The 24,504-nt window shown below is 69.3% G+C and carries 21 protein-coding genes and 1 tRNA gene; 12 read left to right on the top strand and 10 right to left on the bottom strand.

All coding sequences use genetic code 11. The annotated features are described in order from the left end of the window. Positions 1-359 precede the first annotated feature (359 nt). Positions 360-4,187: a hypothetical protein gene (locus ACFYY7_RS18195; RefSeq protein ID WP_388662545.1), complete on the top strand. Its 3,828-nt coding sequence runs from the start codon at positions 360-362 to the stop codon at positions 4,185-4,187. A gap of 9 nt (positions 4,188-4,196) precedes the next feature. On the opposite strand, the gene ACFYY7_RS18190 is transcribed toward ACFYY7_RS18195, so the two are convergent. The 7 genes from ACFYY7_RS18190 to ACFYY7_RS18160 all read right to left on the bottom strand — a co-directional run bounded on the left by ACFYY7_RS18190 (position 4,197) and on the right by ACFYY7_RS18160 (position 13,558). Then, positions 4,197-4,748, bottom strand: a complete 552-nt coding sequence (locus ACFYY7_RS18190) for an SUKH-4 family immunity protein (protein ID WP_388662543.1) — start codon at positions 4,746-4,748, stop codon at positions 4,197-4,199. Positions 4,749-5,537: 789 nt separating this feature from the next. Continuing rightward, complete coding sequence (locus ACFYY7_RS18185) at positions 5,538-6,815, bottom strand: cytochrome P450 (RefSeq protein WP_388662541.1); 1,278 nt, start codon at positions 6,813-6,815, stop codon at positions 5,538-5,540. Next, positions 6,812-7,609: an alpha/beta fold hydrolase gene (locus tag ACFYY7_RS18180; protein WP_388662539.1), complete on the bottom strand. Its 798-nt coding sequence runs from the start codon at positions 7,607-7,609 to the stop codon at positions 6,812-6,814. The genes ACFYY7_RS18185 and ACFYY7_RS18180 overlap by 4 nt, the downstream gene beginning before the upstream one ends. 118 nt (positions 7,610-7,727) lie before the next feature. Then, positions 7,728-9,761, bottom strand: a complete 2,034-nt coding sequence (locus tag ACFYY7_RS18175) for an ATP-binding protein (RefSeq protein WP_388662537.1) — start codon at positions 9,759-9,761, stop codon at positions 7,728-7,730. Continuing rightward, positions 9,758-10,606 carry a DUF4255 domain-containing protein gene (locus ACFYY7_RS18170; RefSeq protein ID WP_388662536.1) on the bottom strand — a complete coding sequence of 283 codons (849 nt, stop codon included), beginning with the start codon at positions 10,604-10,606 and terminating at the stop codon, positions 9,758-9,760. The genes ACFYY7_RS18175 and ACFYY7_RS18170 overlap by 4 nt, the downstream gene beginning before the upstream one ends. Before the next feature lie 88 nt (positions 10,607-10,694). Next, entirely contained in the window at positions 10,695-12,779 is a 2,085-nt protein-coding gene (locus tag ACFYY7_RS18165; RefSeq protein ID WP_388662534.1) for a VWA domain-containing protein, read from the bottom strand. A gap of 152 nt (positions 12,780-12,931) precedes the next feature. Then, entirely contained in the window at positions 12,932-13,558 is a 627-nt protein-coding gene (locus ACFYY7_RS18160; RefSeq protein ID WP_266731142.1) for a response regulator transcription factor, read from the bottom strand. Between the two features lie 210 nt (positions 13,559-13,768). Here ACFYY7_RS18160 and ACFYY7_RS18155 point away from each other — a divergent pair, with 210 nt between their 5' ends. Further along, entirely contained in the window at positions 13,769-15,091 is a 1,323-nt protein-coding gene (locus tag ACFYY7_RS18155; protein ID WP_388662532.1) for a hypothetical protein, read from the top strand. Between the two features lie 124 nt (positions 15,092-15,215). On the opposite strand, the gene ACFYY7_RS18150 is transcribed toward ACFYY7_RS18155, so the two are convergent. Then, positions 15,216-16,028 carry a DUF4157 domain-containing protein gene (locus ACFYY7_RS18150; protein ID WP_388662530.1) on the bottom strand — a complete coding sequence of 271 codons (813 nt, stop codon included), beginning with the start codon at positions 16,026-16,028 and terminating at the stop codon, positions 15,216-15,218. 210 nt (positions 16,029-16,238) lie between these two features. Here ACFYY7_RS18150 and ACFYY7_RS18145 point away from each other — a divergent pair, with 210 nt between their 5' ends. Beyond that, the gene (locus tag ACFYY7_RS18145) at positions 16,239-16,907 is read left to right on the top strand and encodes an HhH-GPD-type base excision DNA repair protein (protein WP_388662528.1); all 669 of its coding nucleotides are present in this window, start codon (positions 16,239-16,241) and stop codon (positions 16,905-16,907) included. A gap of 17 nt (positions 16,908-16,924) precedes the next feature. Here the strand turns inward: ACFYY7_RS18145 and ACFYY7_RS18140 are convergent, their stop codons facing one another. Then, positions 16,925-18,529 (bottom strand): helicase HerA-like domain-containing protein, encoded by a 1,605-nt coding sequence (locus ACFYY7_RS18140; protein WP_388662527.1) that lies wholly within the window; start codon positions 18,527-18,529, stop codon positions 16,925-16,927. A 102-nt stretch (positions 18,530-18,631) separates the two neighbouring features. On the opposite strand from ACFYY7_RS18140, the gene ACFYY7_RS18135 reads away from it, so the two are divergent. Then, positions 18,632-18,928, top strand: coding sequence for a type II toxin-antitoxin system VapB family antitoxin (locus ACFYY7_RS18135; protein WP_072488263.1), 297 nt, complete (start codon positions 18,632-18,634; stop codon positions 18,926-18,928). A gap of 208 nt (positions 18,929-19,136) precedes the next feature. Continuing rightward, positions 19,137-19,733 carry a LytR C-terminal domain-containing protein gene (locus ACFYY7_RS18130; protein ID WP_388662687.1) on the top strand — a complete coding sequence of 199 codons (597 nt, stop codon included), beginning with the start codon at positions 19,137-19,139 and terminating at the stop codon, positions 19,731-19,733. A 53-nt stretch (positions 19,734-19,786) separates the two neighbouring features. Here ACFYY7_RS18130 and upp read toward each other — a convergent pair whose 3' ends face one another. Next, complete coding sequence (gene upp / locus ACFYY7_RS18125; protein WP_388662525.1) at positions 19,787-20,422, bottom strand: uracil phosphoribosyltransferase; 636 nt, start codon at positions 20,420-20,422, stop codon at positions 19,787-19,789. Positions 20,423-20,525: 103 nt separating this feature from the next. On the opposite strand from upp, the gene ACFYY7_RS18120 reads away from it, so the two are divergent. The 7 genes from ACFYY7_RS18120 to ACFYY7_RS18090 all read left to right on the top strand — a co-directional run bounded on the left by ACFYY7_RS18120 (position 20,526) and on the right by ACFYY7_RS18090 (position 24,308). Then, complete coding sequence (locus ACFYY7_RS18120) at positions 20,526-20,798, top strand: hypothetical protein (protein WP_388662523.1); 273 nt, start codon at positions 20,526-20,528, stop codon at positions 20,796-20,798. A 256-nt stretch (positions 20,799-21,054) separates the two neighbouring features. Then, entirely contained in the window at positions 21,055-21,627 is a 573-nt protein-coding gene (locus ACFYY7_RS18115) for a hypothetical protein (RefSeq protein WP_388662521.1), read from the top strand. Between the two features lie 81 nt (positions 21,628-21,708). Next, positions 21,709-22,137 carry a tRNA adenosine(34) deaminase TadA gene (tadA, locus tag ACFYY7_RS18110; RefSeq protein ID WP_388662685.1) on the top strand — a complete coding sequence of 143 codons (429 nt, stop codon included), beginning with the start codon at positions 21,709-21,711 and terminating at the stop codon, positions 22,135-22,137. Between the two features lie 45 nt (positions 22,138-22,182). After that, positions 22,183-22,270: transfer RNA gene (locus tag ACFYY7_RS18105), tRNA-Ser, on the top strand. 421 nt (positions 22,271-22,691) lie between these two features. Continuing rightward, a complete protein-coding gene (locus ACFYY7_RS18100; protein WP_388662695.1) occupies positions 22,692-22,955 on the top strand; it encodes a hypothetical protein in 264 nt (87 codons plus the stop codon). Positions 22,956-22,964: 9 nt separating this feature from the next. Beyond that, positions 22,965-23,258: a Dabb family protein gene (locus ACFYY7_RS18095; RefSeq protein WP_356481986.1), complete on the top strand. Its 294-nt coding sequence runs from the start codon at positions 22,965-22,967 to the stop codon at positions 23,256-23,258. 204 nt (positions 23,259-23,462) lie between these two features. Then, complete coding sequence (locus tag ACFYY7_RS18090; protein ID WP_388662520.1) at positions 23,463-24,308, top strand: RNA polymerase sigma factor SigF; 846 nt, start codon at positions 23,463-23,465, stop codon at positions 24,306-24,308. The last annotated feature ends 196 nt before the right edge of the window (positions 24,309-24,504 follow it).

Raw genomic sequence — 24,504 nt, 5'->3', positions numbered from 1 at the left:
AATTCTCGCGACACCGGCGATCACCGGGAACGGACACACGGCCGCCCACCCGTGCACCGGCCCCTGCCCGATCAGGCAACGCCGTCGTGCTGTACGTGCCGCGGGGCGCTGCCCCGGACCGCGGTGCGCCTGCCCTGCGTACCCCGCGAGCACTGCGCACACCCTGGGACACCGACAGGGCACATGCGCGGCCGGGAGGGCGGATGAAGGCGGTTCCGGAGAAGGACCCCGCCTCCGCGTCCGACGGCAGAGGTACCCCCCATCGCGAGAACGTGACACTCAAGCCCGAAGTGTCACGTTCCCAAACGCCCCCACCCCACCGCCCGCCGGCCGACCGCCCGGCCCCCGACCCCCGCAGCGTGCAACGCCTGCAACGCGCGGCGGGCAACAGGGCCGTCTCCCGCCTGGTCGCCCAGCGCTACACGGCCCCGGTGAAGCCGTCCCCCGCCCAGGCCCCCGGTTTCCGCAAGGTCAAGTCCGACGTGGCGGCCAAGAAGGTCCGCCTGGCCGCACACGCCCCCGCCGCCACCGAGTCCAAGTCAGCACAGGACGCGGCCGTCGCACCCCCCGACGACAAGGAGGCCCAGGGCAAGGCGGCCAACGCCGAGAAGATGAACGCCGCGAAGCCCGGCGAGTTCAACAAGCAGGCGTTCATCGACGCGGTGAACAAGGCCATCGACGCCCAGGCCCCGAAGAACCTCGACCAGGCCGACAAGTTCTCCAAGTCCGGCAAGGCCGACCAGATCAAGGACGAGGTCGACGGCAAGGTCAAGGACGGCAAGGACTCCTCCGCCAAGGACATCGACACGGCCACCAAGGCCCCACCGGACACGGCGGCGGCCAAGGACAAGCCCGTCACCCCGATGACCCCCGACCAGCCGCCCGCCAACCCCGGCGCCCCGTCCGCCGCAGACGCGGTCCCGGACAAGCAGCCGGCCTCGGTCACGGACTTCTCCGAGGGCCCGGCCGCCAACGACCAGGCGATGGCGGACGCCGAAGTCACCGAGGACCAGCTCGCCAAGGGCAACGAGCCGGAATTCGACCAGGCCCTCTCGGCGAAGAAGACCGCCGAGACCGATTCCGCGAAGGCTCCCGCGAAGGGCAAGGCGGCCGAGGCCCAGCAGCTGAGTACCGCGAAGGCCGGGGCGGCGGCCTCCGGGGCGCAGGCCATGAACGCGTTGACCGCAACCAGGACCTCGGCAGGCAAACAGGTCGACGGCGGCAAGGGCGAGACGAAGTCCAAGGACGAGAAGAAGCGCGCCGAGGTGACCGCCAAGCTCCAGAAGGTCTACGACGGAACGAAGAAGGACGTCGAGGAGACCCTGTCCGGCCTCGACAAGAAGGTCGACGAGGCATTCACCTCGGGCGAGAAGGCGGCCCGCGACGCGTTCACCGCCGACCACAAGCGCCGCATGAAGAAGTACAAGGACAAGCGCTACTCAGGCATGTTCGGCCCCGCGAAGTGGGCCAAGGACAAGCTGATGGGCATGCCGAAGGAGGCCAACGACCTCTTCCAGGAGGCCCGCAAGCTCTACGTCTCCCAGATGCAGACGGTCATCTCGTCCGTCGCCGACATCATCGGCACCGAACTGGGCAAGGCAAAGGCCCGCATAGCCAAGGGCCGGACGGAGCTGAAGGCCGAGGTGGACAAACTCCCCGCAGACCTGCGCGAGTTCGGCCAGGAGGCCGCCACCGACTTCGCGGGCAAGTTCGACGACCTGGAAGCCACGGTCAACGAGAAGTCCGAGCAGCTCGTCCAGGACCTCGCCCAGAAGTACACCGCCGCCCTGAACAAGGTCGACGAGGAGATCAAGAAGCTCCAGGAGGCCAACAAGGGCCTGGTCGACAAGGCGAAGGACGCGATCGTCGGCGTCATCAAGACGATCAACGAACTGAAGAACCTCCTCCTCGGCATCCTCGCCAAGGCCGCCTCCGCGATCATGAAGATCATCAAGGACCCCATCGGGTTCCTCGGCAACCTGGTCAAGGCAGTCGGCGCCGGCCTCAACCTCTTCATCACCAACATCGCCGAGCACCTCAAGATCGGCGTCGTCTCCTGGCTGCTGGGCACCGCGGTCAAGGCGGGCCTGGAGCTCCCCCAGAAGTTCGACCTCAAGGGCATCATCCAGCTCATCGGCTCCCTCCTCGGCCTGACCTGGGACAACATCCGCGCCCGCATCACCCGCAAGGGCATCCCCGACCAGGCCATGACCGCCGTCGAGTCCTCCGTCCCCGTCGCAAAGAAACTCGCGACGGAAGGCCCCGCAGGCGCCGTCAAGGAAATCGAGTCCGAGGCCGGCGACCTCAAGGCCACCATCCTCGAAAAACTCACCAGCTACCTGATCCCCACCGTCATCGTCGCCGGGATCACCTGGATCATCTCCCTCCTCAACCCCGCCTCCGCCTTCGTCCGCGCGGTCAAGGGAATCATCGACATCGTCACGTTCATCGTGAACCAGGGCGCCCAGATCGTGGAGTTCGTCAACGCCGTCCTGGACGCCGTCATCGCCATCGCCAACGGCGGCTCGGCAGGCGTCCCCAAAATGGTCGAAACCGCCCTCGCGGCCAGTGTGCCGCTGTTGATCGGCTTCCTCGCCTCACTCCTCGGCATCGGATCCCTCGCCAACAAGGTCAAATCCGTCTTCCACGCCGTCGCCCGACCCGTCAACCGCGCCATCGACAAAATCGTCAACTTCATCGTCAAAAAAGGCAAAGCCCTCTGGAACAAACTCAAGGGCAAGAAGGGGGATCCTCACGATCCCAAGGCCGGGAAGTCCCAGAAAGAGCTTGCACAACTGGCCCGCAAGGCGGCAGAGGAGGCCACCCGCCGGGTCGCGGGCGGAGTTTCGCCGACCCAGGCGAAGTCCATACTGCGCGAGATAGAGAGCCGCTACAAGCGCCAGGGACTGACCAGCCTTTCGTTTGTCACCGGAACCCACGGTAAAACTTCCGTTCGCATTCGAGCGAAGGTGAACCCGGAATACTCTGCCGACGACGTGGACACCGTTTCGCAGCCTGGAGACAAATTCGCAGAACTCCCATGGATCCATGAGATAAGAGGCTGGGCAACACTGAACCAGGCTGCGGCAAAGATGGAAATCAATCCCGCCGGAGGCGCTGACAAAAAGAAGGAGTGGGCGCCGCCCACCTATGCACGAGGCATCATTTCCTGGAGCGGAAAGAGTGCGGCACAGAGCAGGAACACAAAGACATTCGAGAGCAGCAACATGGAGGCTTCGGACAAGAAGTTCATGCGAAGTTATTCCGAGGCGCATGGAGAGGAGAAGGTTATTCAGGCGTTCGACCGGCTGCTCTGGGGAGACTACGGAGAGGGCAGCCTTGAAGGCGTCGTCATCAATATGGACCTGTTCATCAACAGAAGCTCCTGCGTGAACTGCGCAGACTTTATCGCAGAGTTTGTCAGGAAACTTGAGAAGCGCGGGGCCACTGTCACCGCCAAGGCCAACGTAACAGCTCCGTACAGGGGCGGGTCAGTCATCAGCGAAGAGGTGAGGCAGCGGAACGGTGACCTCATCAAACAGTTTGCCAGCAAATCACTTGTCACTCACGAACAGCTTGAGAAGGCCCGCGCCGAGGCACAGAAGAAGAATCCGTCCAAGCCGCCGCCGGAGCCGAAGGTCAGGCGTTTCTGGGGAACCAGCGAGGAGGAAACGCGCAAGCGCATCGAGGAAGTTCAGAAAGAATACAAAAAAGCGCAGAAGGATATAGCCGAGCAAACCGGAGGGAGCCCCGGTGCCGCCACACCGCCGCCGGTCCCGGACGAACTGCGGTGGCATCAACTGCGCGGGACGAATGATACGCAGAAGTTGGGCGTGGCAATCCTGGAAAAGGCGGGCGTGCAAGTACACGCGATAACCCTTGATTCGATGCGCTCAACCAACTTCAGCGATCAAGAGATTTCCGCCTTCGATAGCAGTGCCGACTCCTCTGCAGCGGAGATCGCAGAGCTCGCGGCTCGACGGCCGGACTACCAGTCCCTGGACACGAACGGCGGGGTCGATAAAACGGAGCAGCAGATGAAAATCCTCCGCAAGCAACTCAAGGATCGCGCAAAACAGGTGAACGACCTGGTGGCCGACGAGCGGATTCAGGAAATCCGAAAACAGGCCCAAGAGCGCAAGGAAGCGGAACAAAAGGCGGCAGAGGATTTGATGTCAGGCGGGTGAACCCGCACATCAGAATACGCGATAGTCGTCGGCACTGATCTGCTCGATGATCCAGCGCCAGAACGAGGAAGCGGTGCCCCAGGCAGCCTCATCGGATTCCCGCAGCACATCGGAAAGTTCCTCGCGCTGGATTACTACATCTTCTTCGTCGAGAAAATCGAAACGTTCACGTTCCGCCTCCAGCGTGCGAAGACCCTCGACATACTTGTCGACCGACGTGTTGATCCGGCGAATGATGTCGGCTTCGGGGACTGCGTAGTAGACATCTCCGGTGGCAGGCTCGACAAGGATGTCTCCGGTGCCCGCGAAGCCGATCCGATACATTGCTCGAATTCGCTCATCCGATTCGATACCGACTTCTTCGCAATGCTCGCCGTACGTTTTCACTCCCTCTTCCAGGCCAGGCACGGAAGAGATCGCATCCAGCAAGTTCATGGGAAGTCCGGTGTGCATAAGGGTTTGACCGGCAGGCTGCCGCCGGAGTTCCTCCGGGACCGCCTCCGCGGGAAGGAGGACCGTATCTTCTCCGAAAACTTCTACGAGACGTTCGCGGGAGACCATTTCCGCCCTTCTGGTGCATTCCGTCGAACTCGGAGTGAAAGGGGGATAAAGCGGCGTACGGGTAGTCCCGTGCTCCATCACCACCACGGCACGCCGACTGCTCGGCGGCCCGATTTGAGTGTAGTCAGATGCTGCCCCTCCGGAACAGAGCAGGGATACCGGGCCGACAGTTCCCCCACTGCGGCCCCCGGGCAGGGCTGACACGAAGTCCGAACCTGCCCCGCGCGAGCACCCGGGCGCCCGCCCCACGGTCGAGCCCCTCAAGCGCCGGGCCGGACCGCAGGAGCGCGCAGGAACATCTGTGCCTACGCCGCCGGCGCACCGGCGCCGAAGCTCAGCGGCCCTGCGACCGCCTGCTGTCCCGGACTTGTCCCGGACGTGGATTCAGTTACCCGACATCGGCAAGCACCTGGTTCTGTGGTTTCAGGCACACCGCTGGTCCTGGACTCCTTGAGTGAAATGCAGCGTGATCGCAAACCTCCGCACGCAGTCTCGGGGACGCGCTGCGCTCACCTGCTGCACAAAGTCTCGGGGCCGGATGCCGCCAATTCAGACGAGTGACCACGTCTACTCGTCTGCCGGCCGCTCGACTAGAAATTTCGTGAGGGAATGAGAATGAAGAAAGAAATGGTGCACCTCGGTGAGCGCTGCAGGGCGACTGGCGGAAGGTTCCTTTCCGCGGGGCGCTGTCCCTGGGGTCGGAAGGCCGTCTTCCCGAACCGGGTGGCGATGGCGATCGGCCGATGCGGAGCTGGTTCCACGATGCCGGCCCGGGACGCGGACCGGCTGTCAGGCGCCGGCCACACGCACGGGCAGCGACTTCAGACCGTTGATGAAGTTCGACACCAGGCGCCTCGGTGAACCCGCAGGTTCGAGCGGTGCCGGAAGAACGCGGCACACCTCCTCGTACAGCGCCCTCAGTTGCAGCCGCGCGAAGTGGGCGCCGAGGCAGACGTGTGGGCCGTCGCCGAAGGAGACGTGGGGGTTGGGGGTGCGGGTGAGGTCCAGAACGTGCGGGTCCGGGAAGACGCGTTCGTCGTGGTTGGCGGAGGCGTGGAAGACGACCACCTTGTCGCCGGTACGGATACGGGTGCCCGCCAGCACCGTGTCCTCGCGGGCCGTGCGGCGGAAGGTGAGTACTGGGGGGTGGCGGCGGAGGAGTTCGTCGACGGCGGTCGCGAACCCCACCTCGCCCTCGCGCAGGCGGCGGTACGCCTCGGGGTTCTCCGCCAGGAGGTGCAGGCCGCCGGGGGCCGCGCTGCGTACGGTGTCGTTGCCGGCGATCACCAGCAGGAAGAAGAACATCTCCATTTCGGGAGCGGTCAGTTCGGGGTCCGTGGCCAGGGACGTCATGACGTCGTCGGCGGGGTGGCGGCGCTTGTGGGCGGCCAGGGCGTGGGCGTAGTCGAACATGTCGCGCAGGGCGGACGGGGAACGGGGGTTGAGCGGTTTGCCGTCCGGGCCGAGTTCCGGGGTTCCGGCCTCGTCGGGGTCCTGGTAACCGATGACGCGTCGGGTCCAGTGGAGGAGGAGCGCGCGGTCGGTGTCCGGTACGCCGAGCAGGTCGGTGAGGTTGAGCAGGGCGTAGTCGTCGGTGACCCGGGTGACGAGGTCGCAGGTTCCGTCGCCGGACCGCGCCTCGGTGACCGCGCGGGTGAGCAGGGAGCGGGCGCGTTCGCGGACGACGGTCTCGAAGCGGTCGATGCGCTTCGGGGTGAAGGCGCGGCTGACGAGTACGCGCAGGCGTCGGTGGTGCGGCGGGTCCTGGTTGAGCATCATGCGGCGGATGAACGGCAGGTCTGCGGGGTCCGGGTCGCGGATCTGGGTGGCGCCCACGTACGAGGAGTACGTCGCGGAGTCCTTCAGGACCCGGACCACGTCCTCGTGCCGGGTGACCGCCCAGAAGCCGGGGCCCGCCGGCCAGCCGAGCACCTCCGGTTCCTCCTGCCAGGCCACGGGGTGGTGGTCGCGCAGGTGGCGGTAGTGGGCGTGGGGGATGCCTCGCCCGTACTGCCTGGGGTCGAAGACATTCGGTACGGGCGCGGCCCCGGGCTCGGACCCGGTCATGCCTTCGCCTCGCCGTCCTCCTCCGCGTCCGCCCGCAGGAAGTCCTCCACCACGCGGATCAGGTCGAGCGGGGCCTCGTCCATCGCGTAGTGGCCGCACGACGGCAGCTCCACCAGTTCGGCCCGGGGGAACCAGCGCATCCAGGTGGCGCGCTGCAACTCGGCGGAGAGGGCCGGATCCAGCGCGCCCACGACGGCGAGGGCGGGCACGGGTGAGCCCTCGACCTGGTCGTGGAAGTCCTCGCCCGCCCAGGAGTCCAGCCAGGCCCGGAACGCCTTCGCGTCGCTGCACGCGACCGAGCGGCGCACCATGCGGTCCAGCCAGCCCGCCGGGCGCCGGCCTCCGGTGGTGGTGTCGAGGATGATCCGGCGGTTCTGCGGGGTGTGCGACGCCGCGGCGAACAGTTCCCACTGCTCGGGCGGGAGCGGCAGGCCGGACGCGGGGACGGGTGAGACCCCGACGATCCTGCGTACCCGGTCCGGCGCGGCGGCCAGTGTCCGCTGGATGACGGAGCCGCCCATCGAGTGACCGATCAGCGAGAACCGCTCCCAGCCGAGCCGGTCGGCCAGCGCGAGCACGTCCTCGGCCCCCTCCGCCGTGGTGTACGCGCCGCCCGTGTCCCGGGCCTCGCCGTACCCCCGCAGGTCCACCACCGCGTACTGGAACGCACCGAGGTCGAGATCCGGCAGCACGGGGGCGTACGCGGAGCGGTCGGCGAGCCAGCCGTGCACCGCGATCACCTTGTGCGGGCCGTCGCCGTGCAGTTCATGGGGCAGAACAGGCAATGCGGTCACGCTGACTCCCGTCGCCGTACGGAGAGGAACCGGGCGATCACCGACCGGCCCTGACCACGGTGGCGGCAACCCCGATTTCGCGCAAGGCTCTCTACGGACAGGCGCGATTCCAGGGCGCTCAGGTCAGCAGCTCCAGGTACGGGCCGAACTCCGACGCCAGGGTCAGCCGGCCCAGCTTCTGGTACTCGCGCTGGATCGCATGGATCAGCGTCGGCATCGTCACCGCCTCGCCCGTGTCCGCCGCCAGGTACGCGGACGTCACCGCGATCGAGCGGATGTTGCCGCCCGCCAGCTCGAAGTTCTCCGCGCAGAAGGCGAGGTCCAGGTCCTTGCCCCGGGGGAGCACGGGGCCCAGGCAGCGCTCCCAGAGGACCAGGCGCTGTTCGGGGTCCGGGACCGGGAAGTCGATGACGAGGTCCAGGCGGCGGGTGAACGCGTCGTCCAGGTTGGCCCGGAGGTTGGTGGCGAGGATCGCCAGGCCGTCGAAGGACTCCATGCGCTGGAGGAGGTACGCGCTCTCGACGTTCGCGTAGCGGTCGTGGGCGTCCTTCACGTCGGAGCGTTTGCCGAAGATCGCGTCCGCCTCGTCGAAGAGCAGGACGCCGTTCACGCCTGCGGCTTCCGAGAAGATGCGTTCCAGGTTCTTCTCCGTCTCGCCCACGTACTTGTCGATCACCGTCGCCAGGTCGACCGTGTAGAGGTCCAGGCCCAGGTCCGCGGCGATGACCTCCGCCGACATCGTCTTGCCGGTGCCGGAATCACCGGCGAAGAGGGCGGACACGCCCCGCCCGCGGCCGCCGCCGGGGCGCATGCCCCACTCCCCCAGGACCCGGTCGCGATGTCTCGCGCGGGCGGTGAGCTCGCGGAGCTGGGCGTGGGTGTCGGGCGGGAGGACCAGGTCGTCCCAGGTGACGGTGGGTTCGATGCGGCGGGCCAGGCGGTCCAGGCCCGCCGCGTTCTGGGCGCGGGCGCCCTGGCGGACGTGGTCGGGGGTGAGGGTGCCGCCGTCCAGATGGGTGGTCTGGGCGGCGCCCCGGGCCGCGCGGGTGATCTGTTCCGGGGTGAGGAGGAACGGTGCGAGCAGCCGGTCCACGTCGACGGTCCCGGGCACGGGGGCGTCGTACGCGTCGGTCCAGAGGGCCGCCCTGGTCGAGGGTTCCACGCGTGGGGCGTGCAGGAGCAGGGGCGGGGCGGCGGACCAGGCCGCGTCCCAGGGGGCCCGGCCCACCAGGATCGTGGGGACCGGGGTGCCGGTGAGCAGCCGGAGGAGCTCCGGGTGTTCGCGGCAGACCGCGTCGATCGGGGCGCAGACCACGCCCGCACCGGTCAGCCTGGCCTCGCGAACCAGGGAGCGGACCGCCTCGGCCGGTGACGGGTCCTCGGCGAGGCGCGCCAGGTCCAGGCCCAGGACCCGGTGGCCCGCACGGGTCAGCGCGGAGGCCGCGAGGGCGGTGCCCGCACCGCCCTGGTCCTCGCGGAGGTAGGCCAGCGAGGCGCCGTGGGCGAGGGCCCCGGCGAGCGGCGCCGGGTCTCCGACGCCCGGTACGGCGTGCCAGGGGGCGAGGAGGTCGGCCAGCCGGGGGTCGGGGGTGTCGTCGCCGAGGAGGTGGGCGGTGACCCTGTCGGGGACGCGCAGTGCCCGGCTCAGGAACGGGCGGTCCAGGTCTTCGACCAGGAGGAGGCGGCCCTCGCGGAGCGGGGCGCGGGCCGCGAGCCGGCCGCGCGCCACCTGGTCGGCGGGGGAGAGCCCGCACAGGCCCAGCGCCAGGCCGATGGACGGGCGGCGGCGGGTGACGTCGTCGTTCAGGTAGCCGTAGAACGCCTCGAAGCGGTCGTCGAGATCCGGTACGAGCGCGATGAGGAGAATCTCGACGTCGAGGGCGGTGAGGCCGAACTCGGCGGCCAGGGACGTGAGTCCGGTCTGTTCCGCGGGCGCCTCGACGGGGTCCGGTACGGGGTACGGGAAGGCGCGGGCCTCGTCCTCGTCCAGCAGGCGGGCGATGTTCTCGTCCGTGAGGTAGAGGCCGCGGAAGGCGTCGTCCGGGTCCGGATCGGTGAGCTGCCGGGCCTCGACCGCCCGTCGGATGCGCTGCTCCACCGCTACCGCGCGGGCGAGGAGGTGACGCAGGTTCGGATCGCCCGCGGTGGTCATTCGGCGCTGTCCTCCGTAACGGCCTTGTGGGACTTCGTACCGGACTCGCGGGACCCCGCACCAGTACCGGACTTGCGGGACCCCGCACCGGACTCGCGTGGGTCCCCGCCGGCGCCCCGGGTCTCCACGATCCGGAGGGACAGGCCCCGTCGTCGTTCCGCGTCGGGGATGCGCGAGGTGGTGCCCCCGCCCGGCCGCCCCGGGCGTCCGCCGTAGACCGGGAGGCCCCCGCGGCCCGGCATCGGCTCCGATACGGGCTCGGTCGGCTCGGGTACGTCCCCGAAGCGGGTCTGCAGCCCCTCGTCCCCCACCGGAGGACCCACCACATAGCTCGGCGAAGCCGTCACCGGCACGCTGACCACCAGGTCGAGCGAGGGCTTCAACTCGCCGCCCAGCGCGCTCCACACGTCGGCGAACGAGCGGTCCTCCGGCGGCGGCAGCGCGATCGACATCGGTACCGGCGCCCCGATCTCGGCCAGGGTGCCCGCCAGCCGCTCCGGGGGCAGCGCCTCGTAACGGAGCAGGCAGCCGAGCAGCGAGGAGAGCAGCCGGTGTTCGTCCTCCGGGCGCTTCGTCCATGCCGTGATCAGGTACGACAGCTTGAAGAACCGGGGCGGACGGCGGCGGGCGATGATCGTGCCGCGCTCGTCGTAGTCGTTGTGCAGACCCCGCTCGCGCCTGCGCATGTCCTCGCGGATGTCGTAGAGATACAGGTTGACCATGGGCGCGTTGACCTTCGCCGCCCATTCCCGGGTCGGGGCGTCGAAGACCACCGCGATCTGGCCGCCTTCGAGTACCTCCGCCCTGATCAGCGCCCGCAGTACGTCGTCGACCTCGTGGATCACCCGATCACTCCCGTGCGGTCATCAGCCATGCGGCTACCGGTCGTGCGTTCACCGGCCCTGCGGTCATCGGCCGTACGGTCACCGGCACTCATGCGCGGCCCGCGAAGTCCGGTGGCTGGAGATTCCGCTGCACCACCAGGACCGGTTTCTTCAGCCGGGCGAGGTCACGCGAGTCCGCCCGCAGCTCGCGCGGGCCGAGCTTGTCCTTGCGCAGGACCAGGACCTGGACCTCGAAGGTGCCGTCGCGGCCCACCGTGGCCGTCGCTCCTCCGGGGGTGATCCCGATGTTCCACGTGAAACGTACGGTCGCGCCCGGCGGATAGTCCTTGCCGCGGGCCAGCACCGGCTGTCCCGGCTTGGCGACCTGCGGGGTGACGGTCAGCGAGGGTTTCAGGACGCGCAGCCGGTCGGTGTCCTGGTTGTTGGCCTTGCGGCGGTCCGGCAGCGTGCCGCGCACGGTGGCCCGTACGTCCCCGGTGACCGCCGCACGGTACGTACCGGTCTGGGTCACCTCGATGCGGCCACCGGCCGGGATGGTGCACGGGTTCGCCGCTGTGCACCGGGTCAGGGCGGGCAGGCTGCGGTCCTCCCCATTGGACGGCTTCGGCCAGGTGGAGCCGATGACCACGCCGGTCGCCGGGTCCGGACCGGCATTGGTGACGACGAAGCGGGCACGGGCCGGGCGGCCGGTGTACGTACGGTCGGGGCCGACGTCGACCTTCATCGCCACATCCGTCGAAGGCGGGACGGGGGCCTCCAGGACCTCGATCTCCGCCGTGTCCGTCCCCGTGTTGCCCGCCGAGTCCGTCGCCGAGCAGGTCACCGTGGTCCGGCCGACCGGGAAGAGCGAACCGGAGGCAGGGGCGCAGGTCACCGGGAGCGTGCCGTCGGTGGCGTCCTGGGCGGTGGCGGCGTACGTCACGCGCGCGCCCTCCTTGTCCTTGGCCCGGACGGTCAGATCGTCCACGGTGACGACCGGCGCGTCGATGTCGTTCACATCGATGTTGATCTGCTCCTGGAAGTCGGGATCGGCCGCCGCGGCCGGCCCGATCGTCTCCGCGCCCGGGGCCTGGGTGCCCATCAGGAACTGGACGGTGCAGCTCAGCCGGGTGCCCTGGGGGGCGTCCGCGGAGACGTCGATGTTCTCCGCGAAGTGCGCGGTCTCCCCGCTGGTGAGCTGCTGGGTGGGCGGGTCGAGGCTGACGGACAGATGCGGATCGCAGTTGTCCAGGCGGTAGCTCACGTTGGTGGGAAGGTTGTTGAAACCTTCGATGATGGCTTCGGTGACACCATCGCCGGGAATTCCGTTCAGCATGCGGCCGTTGGTGGCCTCGGCGATCCGCTTGGCCTGGTCGGGCTCGTGGTACGGGTCCTGGTAGGTCGGGCTGCTGTATCCGTTGCCGTTGAGCCCGTCACCGTCCTCGGTGGTCACGTCGACGGCGATGACCCGTACCCCCTTGTCCTGGAGCGCGAACACCGCTTCCTCGTAGGGGATCTTGTTGCTGGGGTTGTGGCTCGACGCGTCGCCCACCAGGACCACGACCGGACTGGCGCCCTCGCGGAAGACCGTGCCGCCGTCCGCGCCATTGGCCACTTTCCACAGCGCGTAGATCCAGTCCTCCGACGGACCTTTGCTCTTGTACCCGCGGGAGGTGTCCAGTTTGCCGACACCCGTCTGCACGTCGTCCAGGTTCGTTGTCAGCCCTTGGAGGACAGCGAACTCCGCCGTCGGGTCGTCCTTCTCGTCCCCGTAGGTGGCCACCGCGAAGCGGGAATCCGGCTGCTGTGCGCGGACCTTCGCCGTGATGTCCTTCAGACCATCCTTCACATCGCCGATCGGGACGCCCATGCTGCCCGTGCCGTCCACCAGCAGGACCACGTCCGGCCTCGGCGGGATCGCCGGTGTACGCACCTGCTTGTCCACGCCCGTGGAGCCGCCCGGGTCCACCGCGTCGGTGAACTCGGCGGGCGTGACCCAGGGTTCGGGCACCGCCACCGCCGGCGCACCGGATGTGACGGCCGAGCCGGGGGCGATGCCGCTGACCACGAGAAGCAGTGCGAGGGCCGGGATCCGGAGCGCGGTGAGGGTGCGGCGCGAGGCGGACGGCCGGGCCCGGACCGATCCGTCCCGCCGCGACCGCGGCGCCCGCCGAAGCGGCTGGTACCAGCGCACGGAAGTCCTCCCCCACCCTCGCCCGATCCGGCACACCGGACGTCAGGGTCCTGTACCGGCCGCGGACGCGCAGCGGTGCGGGAGTCACACCCTCGGGAAGCCCCCGCTGCCCGAAAGGGCAGCGGGGGGATCTGCCGGAGCTGCGGGTCGGCTCAGATCAGCCCCTGCCGCATCGCGTACGCCACCGCATGCGATCTGTTCCGCAACTGCAGCCTGGTCATCACCGAGTGCAGCACGTTCTTTATGGTGCGCTCGGAATAGGCCAGCTTCGTCGCGATGTCCGCGGTGTCGTACCCCTCCGCGACCAGCCTCAGCACATCCACCTCGCGCGCCGCGAGACCGGTGAAGTGCAGCCCGCGCGGGCCGAGCACCTGACCCTGGAGACGGCCCACCTCCTCCAGCAGCCGTCCCAGCAGGTCGGACGGGAGATGGCCCTCGCCCCGCGCCACCGTCCCGATGACCTGCACCAGATGCTCCGGGGTCGCTTCGGAGCGCCTGACCACACCGGCGACACCGCACTCCGCGGCGCTCACCAGCTTCTGCTCGTCGATGTCCGTGGTGACCAGAACGGTGCGTGAGGTGCTGGTGCGCTGGATGTGGCGCAGCATCGTCAGCACCGCCTCGTCGACCGCGTCCACGACGACGACCACGATCCGGGGAGAGGCCTCGCCCTCCCCCCACTCCGTCACGCTGACCTCGGGCCGGGTCCGTAACTGGCTGGCCACGCCCGCTTGCGAGATCGGATCCTGGGCCCGTAATGCAACAGTGATGCGCTCCATGGCAATGCTCCCCCTGGGCAACAGCCGATGGCGTCACGTCGATCACAACCAGCACGGCTGTTTTCGTATGCCTCAATCGTCTGAGGCGGTCAAAAGATGCCCGCGTATCCCTACAGGGAAACAAAAAAGCCGATCCGGGCACAGAATCTGCCCGGAAGTGTTCCTTCACGGCCGATGTCGGCGTTCAACGGCGAACCTACGGTGCCGCCTATGAGTCTCACGGCAAGCCTCGACGATTCGTCCGTCACTGCCGCACCGGGCGAGGAGACGGCCCTCCCCCTGCGGATCCTCAACTCCGGCAGCACCGTCGAGGAGTACCGCTTCGAGGTGGTCGGCGCCTGTGCCGCCTGGTCGACGGTCGAGCCGGCGACGCTCTCCCTCTATCCGGGCGACTCGCAGACAGTCTCCCTCGTACTGCGTCCGCCCCGGGACTCGACCGTACCGGCGGGCGAGACGCCCTTCGGGATACGGGTGGTGCCCACCAGCGAGCAGGGCGACACGGTGGTGCCCGAAGGGCGGGTGACCGTACTCCCCTTCACCGGGACGACCGCCGAACTGGTACCGCGCAGCTCGCACGGCGCCTGGCGCGGCAGGCATCAGCTCGCCGTCGACAACCGGGGGAACGCCCCCCTCACCGTGCGGCTGGGAGCCCAGTCGGGCACGGAACGGGCACGGGTCTCGTTCGCGGCGGACACACTGGTGATCGCGCCCGGCCGGGCGGAGTTCGGGAAGGTATGGATCCGGCCCGCCAAGCGCGTGTGGCGCGGCATCCCGGTCACGCATCCCTTCCAGCTGGTCGCCACCCCGGAGGTGGCCGAGGGCGAGGCCCCGGTCGCACCCGTGGTCGTCGACGGCTCGTACCAGCAGGAACCGATCCTGCCGCGCTGGCTCCCCCGGGCGCTGATCACCGCGGCCGTTCTGCTGATCGCGCTGGTGGGGCTCTGGTACGCGCTGCTGCGCCCGGCCGTGAAGTCGGCGGCCCGCGAGGCGATCACTCCGGACGCGGTACGGTCCGCCGCCGCGGCCGACAAGAGCAAGGCGCCCGAGAAGGGGTCCTCGGCCGGTGCGGCGTCGGGCGGGGGCGACTCCTCCGGGGCGAACGGGGGCTCGCCGAAGCCCAGCCCCTCACCGAGCCCCGGTGCGGACTCCGACGCGTCGGCCGCCGCCCCGACCAGTGCTCAGGTGCAGGTCAGGGACTCGGTGGGCGGCGGGTCGAACACCTCGACGGCCCTCCAGGTGCCCGCCGGGCACACGTTCCAGCTGACCGACATCGTGGTCCAGAACCCGCAGGGCGACGCGGGGACGCTCGTGGTCTCCTCGGGCCGGGACGCACCCGTGCTCCGGCTGGCGCTGGAGAACTTCCGGGACTCGGACTACCACTTCGTCACGCCGATCCTGGTGCCCGCCGGGGGCAAGGTCACGATGACCGTGGACTGCCGGAAGATCGGCAAGCCGGTGAACGCGCCGACGCCTTCGCGGTGCTCGGAGTCGCTGTTCCTCGGCGGCACGATGAAGACGGAGACCGCGGACTGACGGGGCGGGGCGGTGCGGAACCTGATCGGACAGGCGGGGCAGCGCGGCCCGCAGCAGTAGGCGCCGCCCACCCGGGCGCTGCCCACCGGAGCCCGGCCCACCGGAGCCCCGCCCCGTCCCTCCCTCACTCCGGCGGAGCCTCTTCCTCCTCCTCGGCCCCTTCCTCCGCACGCTGCACGAACGAGCCCTGCACATCGGCCGGTTGCTCGTCCTCGTCCTCCGTCGCCGCCCGCTGCACGGACGCCGCCGAAGCCGGGGCCGAAACGGGAGCCGAATCCGAAGCGGGGGCCGACGCCGGGGCCGGGTCCGACAGCACCCGGTCGGCATTCGCGACGGCCTCCCGCTCGAACCGGTCGGAGGGGTCGCTCACCCGGATCCCGCCCGCCGCCTCCGTACCGTCCACCGGGCCGTTGCGCTGCTGGATCACATGGGTCAGCTCATGGGCCAGCGTGGTGCGGCCCTGCGGCGAAGACGGGTCGTAGGCGTCCCGCTGGAAGACCACGTTGTTGCCGACGGTGTACGCGTGGGCGCCCACGCCCTTCGCGGACTCGTGGGCGGCGGAGTCCGTGTGGATGCGTACGTCGGAGAAGTCCGCCCCCATCCGCCCCTCCAGGTCGGCGCGGGTGTCGGTGTCCAGCGGCTGCCCGCCGCCCGACGAGACCACGTCGTGCACGGGGGAGCGCTCTTCCTCCTCCTTGCGCTGGAGCATCGACCCCACGGCGCTGTTGCCGACCGCCCGCTGGAGCACGCTCATGCCGCCGGCCCCGACCACATCGGGCCGCCCGGACGCCGCCGCACGGTAGAGGTGCGGGGTGCCCGCCGGCTCCCGGCCCTCGGACGCCCGCGACGCGTGCACCGGCTCGTCGTGCTCATGCCCGTGCCCGTGATCCCGCTCGTGGTCGTGTTCCTGGTCCCATTCCGGTGCGTGCATCGTCATCTCCCCTGACCGCGCCCCGGTCGAAGGCGCGTCGTGATGGCCTCACCACTCCACCTTCACGACGCCCCACTGCCCCGTCCAGCCCGGACCCCGCCGGCCGGGGGCAGCCGGTGCTGCCCCTTCGGGCAGCCGCTCCGTCCGTACGGCAAACGGCTGCACCGGCGGGCAGTGGAGTGGCCGGGCCGCACCGCCGTCGGGATGATCGGTGGCATGACCAAGAGCGACGTGGCCAAGAACGACAAGGGCAGCGACAACGACAGCCACGAGGACAGCGGCAAGGGCCAGGGCATCACCCTGCGGATCGCCCAGGAGCCGATGGCGGACGAGCTCCTCGCGCGCAGCCCGCTCGCCGCGCTGGTGGGCATGCTGCTGGACCAGCAGGTGCCGATGGAATGGGCCTTCTCCGGCCCGTACTCGCTGGCGCAGCGGATGGGCGGCGACGATCTGGACGCCCATGAGATCGCCGTCCACGACCCGGAGGCGTTCGCCGAGCTCTTCACCACGAAGCCCGCCCTGCACCGCTATCCCGGCGCCATGGCCAAGCGGGTCCAGCAGCTGTGCCAGTACCTGGTGGCGGAGTACGACGGCGACGCGAGCGCGGTGTGGTCCGATGTCTCCGACGGTGCCGAGCTGCGGAAACGGCTGAACGCGCTGCCCGGGTTCGGTACCCAGAAGGCCCAGATCTTCCTGGCGTTGCTGGGCAAGCAGTTCGGGGTCCGGCCGAAGGGCTGGCGGGAGGCGGCGGGACCGTACGGCGAGGCGAACTCGCACCGGTCGGTCGCCGACATCACCGGCCCGGAATCGCTCGCCGAGGTCCGCGCGTACAAGCAGCACGCGAAGCAGGCGGCCAAGGCCGCCAAACGCGCCGCCGGAAAGTAAACCCCCGCCTCCCTCTCCTACCGCCTGCGGCGCGCCGTGCCGAAGAGCGACCGCGAGATCTCCCGGCCCAGCTGCGTACCGACGGACCGGGCCAGCGACCGGAACATCCCGCTCGCCACCACCTGCTCGACCAGCGAGGCATCCTCCTCGGCCGCCTTCCCGGCCCCGCGCGCCCCCTCACCACGGACCGCCCCCTCCACAGCGGCCCGGTCCGCGGCCCTGGCCGCCGCCTCCGCCTCGGCCTCCTGACCGGCGCTCAGCTTCTCGTACGCCGACTCCCGGTCCACCGCCTGCGCATAGCGCCCGTACAACGACGACCCCTTCACGGCCGCTTCGAGCTCCGCCGCCGGCCACGGCCCCATCAGCGACCGCGGCGCCCGCAGCCGGGTCGCGGCGACCGGCGTCGGCGCACCGTTCTCGCTCAGCACCGTGATCACGGCCTCGCCGATGCCCAGCCGCGTCAACAACTCCTCCAGGTCGTACTGCGAATGAGGGAATGTCTTCACCGTCGACCGCAGCGCCTTCGCATCGTCCGGGGTAAAGGCGCGCAGCGCGTGCTGCACCCGGTTCCCGAGCTGCGCCAGCACCTCCGCCGGCACGTCGCGGGGCGTCTGCGTGACGAAGAAGATGCCGACGCCCTTGGACCGGATCAGCCGCACCGTCCGGGTGATCGACTCCAGGAACGCCTTCGAGGCCCCGTCGAAGAGCAGGTGCGCCTCGTCGAAGAAGAAGACGAGTTTCGGCTTTTCGAGGTCGCCGACCTCCGGCAGGTCGTGGAAGAGGTCGGCGAGCAGCCACATCAGGAAGGTGGAGAAGAGCTGGGGCTTGTCCTGCACCGCCGCCAGCTCCAGTACGGAGACGAGCCCGCGCCCGTCCGGCGCCCGGCGCAGCAACTCGGCGGTGTCGAACTCCGGTTCACCGAAGAAGTCGCCCGCACCCTGCTGCTCGAAGGCGGTGACCGACCGCAGGATCACCCCGGCGGTGGCCGTGGACAGGCCCCCGATGCCTTTGAGTTCGGCCTTTCCGGTGTCCGAGACGAGGAAGGCGACCACGGCCCGCAGGTCCTTGAGATCGATCAGCTCCAGGCCCTTGGAGTCGGCGTAATGGAAGATCAGGCCGAGCGACTGCTCCTGCGTCTGGTTGAGCTCCAGCACCTTGGACAGGAGTACGGGGCCGAAGCTGGTGACCGTCGCGCGCAGCGGGATGCCGGGGCCGATGCCGCCGAGCGCGTAGAACTCGCACGGGAAGCCCTCGGCCTCCCACACCTGCCCCACCTGCCCGGCCCGTTCGGTGACCCGGTCGCCCGGGGCGCCGGGGGCCGCGATGCCCGAGACGTCGCCCTTGATGTCGGCGAGGAAGACGGGGACACCGCCCGCCGAGAGCTGCTCGGCGATCAGCTGGAGCGTCTTGGTCTTTCCGGTTCCGGTGGCGCCCGCGACCAGTCCGTGCCGGTTGAGCATCGCCAGCGGGATCCGGATCTGCGCGTCCGGCAGACAGGTTCCGTCCCAGAGCAGAGCGCCCAGATCGAGGGAAGCCCCGGAAACGGTGTACCCGGCGGCGATCTCCCGGGCCGGCTCCGGCAGCACACCGGCGCTTTCGGCCGTGTTCTCGCTGTCACTCATCAGGGCCCCATTCCGAATTGCATGGATTTGCGGCATTCTTACCAGGATCGCAGTACTGCCCCATGGCTGCGCCCGGAGGCTCTTGCCCGGTAGGCTTTCCGTGTGATCTTCAAGCGCATCGGAAATGGGCGGCCTTATCCCGACCACGGCCGGGAAAGCACCCGGCAGTGGGCGGATGTCGCGCCGCGCCCGGTCCGCCTCGATCAGCTGGTGACCACCAAGGGCAACCTGGACCTCGAAACCCTCCTCGCCGAGGATTCGACGTTCTACGGTGACCTGTTCGCGCACGTCGTGAAGTGGCAGGGCGACCTCTATCTGGAGGACGGACTGCACCGCGCGGTCCGCGCCGCGCTTCAGCAGCGCCAGGTACTCCACGCCCGCGTGCTCGAACTCGGCTGACCGGAGCGAGTCCCGTCCACGGACCCGGCTGTCCCGTCAACGGACCGTCCCGCCCATGGACCGTCCCGTCCCTGTGCGGCCCACGGGCCGCTCCGGGGTTCGTTCGGGTGCTTTCGCACCCGGACGGGTGCGATCCATTGATCATTTAGTAGGCATCATCACCGGGCCGCACTACGCTGCGCCCATGAGCATGCTCACTCCCCCCGGCATGGGCGGAAAGTACCGCATCACGGGCGACAAGTACCCGCGGATGCGCCGTCCCCGGCGTCGCGGCAAACTGATCCTCGCTGCCACCGCCTCCGTGGTCGCCCTCGGGCTGGCCGGATGGGGCACGATGCAACTCATCGACGTCTTCACCGGCGGCAACCGGAAGGCCAGCGCCGCCGACCACAAGACGGACTGCCCGACCGCCAAACCGTCCGCACCCGCGAAGGCGCTGCCGAAGCCCGCGAAGATCACCGTCAACGTCTACAACGCGACACCGCGCAGCGGGCTCGCCAAGAAGGCGGCCGACGAGCTGAAGAAGCGCGGCTTCACCATCGGCAAGGTGGGCAACGCCCCGGCCGCGTACGACAAGAAGGTCCCGGGCCCCGGAGTGCTGCTGGGCGCCCCCTCGGCCACGAACGGCCCGTTCCCGGTCCTCGGCACGCAACTGGTGGGCGCCACGCCGAAGACCGACGCCCGCAGGACGGCGGACGTCGATCTGATTCTCGGTACGAAGTTCAAGACGTTCAACACGCCCCAGTCGGCGGCCGCGGCCCTCGCCGCCCTGACGAAGCCGGCCCCCGCACCGTCGTCCTGCTGACGGCTGACGGCTGCCGGGCGACCCGGCTGCCGTCAGCGCGAACCACTTCGGCCCTAGTCGGCCGTGCCGTACATCCGGTCACCCGCGTCGCCGAGGCCGGGGACGATGTAGCCGTTCTCGTTGAGCCGCTCGTCGACCGAGGCGGTGACCACGGTCACCGGCGTACCGGCCAGCTCGCGCTCCATCACCTCGACGCCCTCGGGCGCGGCGAGCAGCACGACCGCGGTGACGTCGTCCGCGCCACGCTTGATCAGCTCCTGGATGGCCGCGACCAGCGTGCCGCCGGTGGCCAGCATCGGGTCCAGGACGTACACCTGGCGGCCCGAGAGGTCCTCCGGCATCCGGGTGGCGTACGTCTCCGCCTGGAGCGTCTCCTCATTGCGGATCATGCCCAGGAAGCCCACCTCGGCGGTCGGCAGCAGCCGCACCATGCCGTCGAGCATGCCGAGGCCGGCCCGCAGGATCGGTACGACCAGCGGCCGCGGGTGCGACAGCTTCACACCGGTCGTCGGTGTGACCGGGGTCTCGATGTCGACCAGTTCGGTGCGCACGTCCCGAGTGGCCTCGTAGGCGAGCAGGGTGACCAGCTCGTCGGCGAGCCGCCGGAAGGTCGGGGAGTCGGTGCGCTTGTCGCGCAGGGTGGTGAGCTTGTGCGCGACCAGTGGGTGGTCGACGACGTGGATCCGCATGGGCTCAACAGTAACCGTGCCTCCCGCACCCGTGCGCTGGCATCAACCGCATGTTCGGGGGGAAGGTGGGGGCATACGGACCCAGCCTTGGGGTGATGAGCCGATGCCGGACGGGGAAAAGCGGAAGCGGGACCAGCGGGACCGGCAGGACGCGCCGGACCTGCGGGACCGGCAGGACGCGCCGGACCTGCGGGACCGGCAGGACGCGCAGGTCCAGCAGGACCCGGAGGAGAGCGACGCGGCGCGCCGCAGGCGGCGCGCCCAGTTCCTGCGCGAGCTCCACGAGGCGAAAGCCCTCCGCGACCGGGTGCAGCCCCGCCGTGCCAGGGCGGCCCGGATGCGCCAGGCCATGCGCATGCGCACCTTCCGCTGGTAGCCGGCGACCGTCCTCCGACACCCCCGGCGACGGCACCCCGTCATTCCCCGCTGACAGCACCCGGCACCCCCGGCGACAGCGCCCGGCATCCCCCTGGTGGCGGCGTCCGGCAGAACTGATGGCCGACTCAGCGGCCGAACTCCTCTCGCGAAGCCCTTGTTTCTGCCACGATTCCGATGGGCGGGACCCAGGACAGCCGGACCACCGACTGCCCTCCCGCCGGACCGACACCCCTAAGACCAGTGGGAGAGTCACGGTGTACTTCGCCGCACTGCTCGCGCGCACCGAAGACGGGTGGGAAGCGAGCGACACGGAGCTCGACGATGTGGAGACCCTGTCCGACTTGACGGATCTGGCCCGTGAGGCCTCGGTGGACGAGGACACGGTGCTCGTCTTCATCGAACAGGAGGACGCCTGGTTCGGCGTCGTCCGGGTGGACGGCGAGGACGATCCCCGGATCTTCGTCTCCGACGCCACCGCCGCCGCACGCTCCTCGTACGGGGAGATCCTGCTCACCGACGAACTGCTCGGCCGCGAACCCGGGGCCGAGGACACGATCGCCGCCCTCGAAGAGCTCGTCGGCCTCGACGACCCGGAGGACGGCGACCCGGACACCACCCCCGACAACAACAACGCCGACACAGACGACAACGACAACGATGACGACGGCTTCGACGCCGACGCCGTACCGGCGGGCCCGCTCGGCGACACCCTGATCCTGGCCGACCTCGGACTCCCCGAGGCGGAACTGCTGATGCTGCGCACGGACGCCATGGTGGAGATCGCGGACGCGCTGGGCGCGGCCGAGGTCCTGGAGACCGTCCGTTAGGGTCCGCGGGTGAGCGAACCACCGCACCCGCAAGGACCACCGGAACCGCACGATCCCGTACGAGACCCGTGGCGGGCGCACATGCGCCGCGCCCTGGCCGAGGCCGAGCTGGCGGCGGCGGCCGGCGATGTGCCGGTCGGCGCCGTCGTGCTCGGCCCGGACGGCGGACTGCTCGCCACGGGCCACAACGAACGCGAGGCCACCGGCGACCCGACCGCCCACGCCGAGGTCCTCGCCGTCCGCAGGGCGGCGGCTGCCCTCGGGCAGTGGCGCCTGACCGGCTGCACCCTGGTCGTCACCCTGGAGCCCTGCACGATGTGCGCGGGCGCCCTGGTCCAGTCCCGCGTGGACCGGGTCGTCTACGGCGCCCGCGACGAGAAGGCGGGCGCGGCGGGCTCCCTCTGGGACGTCGTACGCGACCGCCGCCTCAACCACCGCCCCGAGGTCATCCACGGGGTCCTGGAGCAGGAGTGCGCGAGCCTCCTGACGTCCTTCTTCCGCACCCCCTGAGAACCGATTTCTGTCCACGGCCCGCCATGGTCTAAGCTCTCTCTCGGTAGCGTGTCCGAGCGGCCGAAGGAGCTCGCCTCGAAAGCGAGTGTGGGGAAACTCACCGAGGGTTCAAATCCCTCCGCTACCGCCATCGACGCCCTCCCGAACTGCGGAAACGCAGTACGGGAGGGCGTTCGCGCGTCATGGGAACGGCGAGACCGCCCCACCGGCTGCCGCGTGGAGGATGCGCGCCCCGGACCCTTGCACACGACTATGGCCCCGCACGACGGATGTCGTGTCGGGGCCACGGTTCCCCCGGTTCCTCCACGCTCAGGTCGGGGGAAGCGGCATCGGGGGGACAAGCCGCTTCCCCCGGTGAGAACGGGCCTCCGGCCCTCGTCGTGGTCAGGGGGGTGACCCGCGACGGGGATCCCACAGTGGGGCCCGTTCCGAGCCCTTCGGATTCCTGCCGTGTCCGCCGGGCTCACCGTCCATCCTGCTCCGGCTCAGTGGTCATGCGGGTGGGCAAAGGGCCTTGATCGCCGGGTCCTTGGTCCTTAAAGGCTGTGTGAGTGGTCGGAAACCTCCCCGGGAGGCGGTCATTCGTGTGGATAGACTCGCCCGACTGCACAAAGGATCGAAACAGGGGATCGAAGGGGAGGCGGGGGCTGATGGTGCAAGCGAAGAAGATAGCTCTCTACGTGATAGTTGTCTTCGTGGCGTACACGATCATCACGTCCCCGGAACGGGCAGCGGATCTCGTCCAGGTAGGGTTCGAGGGCGTTTCGAGTGCCGCACAGGGCGTCGGAGACTTCATGTCCGAGCTCGTGAAGTAGGAGTACACCGTGATCCGCCATCTGGTCCTGTTCAAGCTGAACGACGGCGTCGAGCGGGACGACCCGCGGGTCGTCGCCGGGGTGAAGGCATTCCAGGAGCTGGAGGGTCAGGTCCCCGAGCTCGCGTTCTGGGAGTGCGCCTGGAACATCACCGACCGGCCGATCGCGTACGACTTCGCCATCAACTCCGCGGTCGCCGACCAGGACGCCCTGAAGCGGTACATCGAGCATCCCGCGCATCAGGCCGCCGCCGGGCAGTGGCGCGAGTTCGCCACCTGGGTGATCGCCGACTACCCATTCTGATCCGGCCCGGCCCGGCGTACGGGCCGGACCGTACCGCCACTGAGCCCCTCACCAATGCGGTGAGGGGCTTTTTTGGTGTTTAAACCAAGTTGAACCCAACACGACGCTATACGGTGCTTGCACACAGTGGACATGTCTTGTGATGCTATGACCGCTTTTGACGGATGAGTTGACCGAAGTTGACCGCAAAGGGGTGGCCCCATCGTGCCGGCCAGTACAGCGCCTCAAGTGCCTCCCCAGTCCGTCCAGACCGAGGCGCCCGACAGTACGACGACGCCCGCCAGGACCCGCGGCGCGGACACCCGGGCGCTCACCCAGGTGCTCTTCGGCCAGCTCAAGAGCCTGGAGCCGGGAACCCCGGAACACGGCCGGGTGCGGGCGGCCCTCATCGAGGCGAACCTCCCGCTGGTGCGGTACGCCGCGGCGCGGTTCCGCAGCCGCAACGAGCCGATGGAGGACGTCGTCCAGGTCGGCACGATCGGGCTGATCAACGCCATCGACCGGTTCGACCCCGAACGCGGCGTCCAGTTCCCGACGTTCGCGATGCCCACCGTGGTCGGCGAGATCAAGCGGTACTTCCGGGACAACGTACGGACCGTCCACGTACCCCGGCGCCTGCACGAGCTGTGGGTCCAGGTCACCGGCGCCACCGAAGACCTGACGACTGCTCACGGCCGCTCGCCCACCACCGCGGAGATCGCCGAGCGGCTGAGGATCTCCGAGGAGGAGGTGCTCGCCTGCATCGAGGCCGGCCGCTCCTACCACGCGACCTCGCTGGAGGCCGCCCAGGAGGGTGACGGGCTGCCCGGACTGCTGGACCGGCTCGGCTACGAGGACCCGGCGCTCGCCGGGGTCGAGCACCGCGACCTCGTCCGGCATCTGCTCGTACAGCTGCCCGAGCGCGAGCAGCGCATCCTTCTGCTGCGCTACTACAGCAATCTGACGCAGTCCCAGATCAGTGCCGAACTGGGTGTCTCCCAGATGCATGTGTCAAGACTGTTGGCCCGAAGCTTCGCCCGACTTCGATCCGCAAACAGGATCGAGGCCTAACCGGATCGGGTAGAACACCGGAAGTCCCGTTCCCAGCGGCCCGAATGGCCCACACCCCCTGTTAACTGCGCAGACGTCACAAAGACTTGTCGACATGTCACTACAGCGTGTTGCCGACATGTGACATTCTGCGGGAACCGCGTTTGCCGTGGCCTCGCCTCCGGTATTCAGGTGGAGGCTGCGTTCCTCCGATGGT

It is taken from the genome of Streptomyces sp. NPDC001933 (assembly GCF_042890955.1).
In the GTDB taxonomy this organism is placed as follows: Bacteria; Actinomycetota; Actinomycetes; order Streptomycetales; family Streptomycetaceae; genus Streptomyces.
Note: the sequence above shows the minus strand (reverse complement) of the source record. Positions and strands in the feature narration are given on the sequence as shown.

What these genes read in the sequence shown, in the direction of transcription:
- ACFYY7_RS18190 (WP_388662543.1), bottom strand. Translation starts at nt 4,748, where the DNA reads ATGGTCTCCCGCGAACGTCTCGTAGAAGTTTTCGGAGAAGATACGGTC.
- ACFYY7_RS18185 (WP_388662541.1), bottom strand. Translation starts at nt 6,815, where the DNA reads ATGACCGGGTCCGAGCCCGGGGCCGCGCCCGTACCGAATGTCTTCGAC.
- ACFYY7_RS18175 (WP_388662537.1), bottom strand. Translation starts at nt 9,761, where the DNA reads ATGACCACCGCGGGCGATCCGAACCTGCGTCACCTCCTCGCCCGCGCG.
- ACFYY7_RS18160 (WP_266731142.1), bottom strand. Translation starts at nt 13,558, where the DNA reads ATGGAGCGCATCACTGTTGCATTACGGGCCCAGGATCCGATCTCGCAA.
- ACFYY7_RS18155 (WP_388662532.1), top strand. Translation starts at nt 13,769, where the DNA reads ATGAGTCTCACGGCAAGCCTCGACGATTCGTCCGTCACTGCCGCACCG.
- ACFYY7_RS18150 (WP_388662530.1), bottom strand. Translation starts at nt 16,028, where the DNA reads ATGACGATGCACGCACCGGAATGGGACCAGGAACACGACCACGAGCGG.
- ACFYY7_RS18145 (WP_388662528.1), top strand. Translation starts at nt 16,239, where the DNA reads ATGACCAAGAGCGACGTGGCCAAGAACGACAAGGGCAGCGACAACGAC.
- ACFYY7_RS18140 (WP_388662527.1), bottom strand. Translation starts at nt 18,529, where the DNA reads ATGAGTGACAGCGAGAACACGGCCGAAAGCGCCGGTGTGCTGCCGGAG.
- ACFYY7_RS18130 (WP_388662687.1), top strand. Translation starts at nt 19,137, where the DNA reads ATGGGCGGAAAGTACCGCATCACGGGCGACAAGTACCCGCGGATGCGC.
- upp (WP_388662525.1), bottom strand. Translation starts at nt 20,422, where the DNA reads ATGCGGATCCACGTCGTCGACCACCCACTGGTCGCGCACAAGCTCACC.
- ACFYY7_RS18120 (WP_388662523.1), top strand. Translation starts at nt 20,526, where the DNA reads ATGCCGGACGGGGAAAAGCGGAAGCGGGACCAGCGGGACCGGCAGGAC.
- tadA (WP_388662685.1), top strand. Translation starts at nt 21,709, where the DNA reads ATGCGCCGCGCCCTGGCCGAGGCCGAGCTGGCGGCGGCGGCCGGCGAT.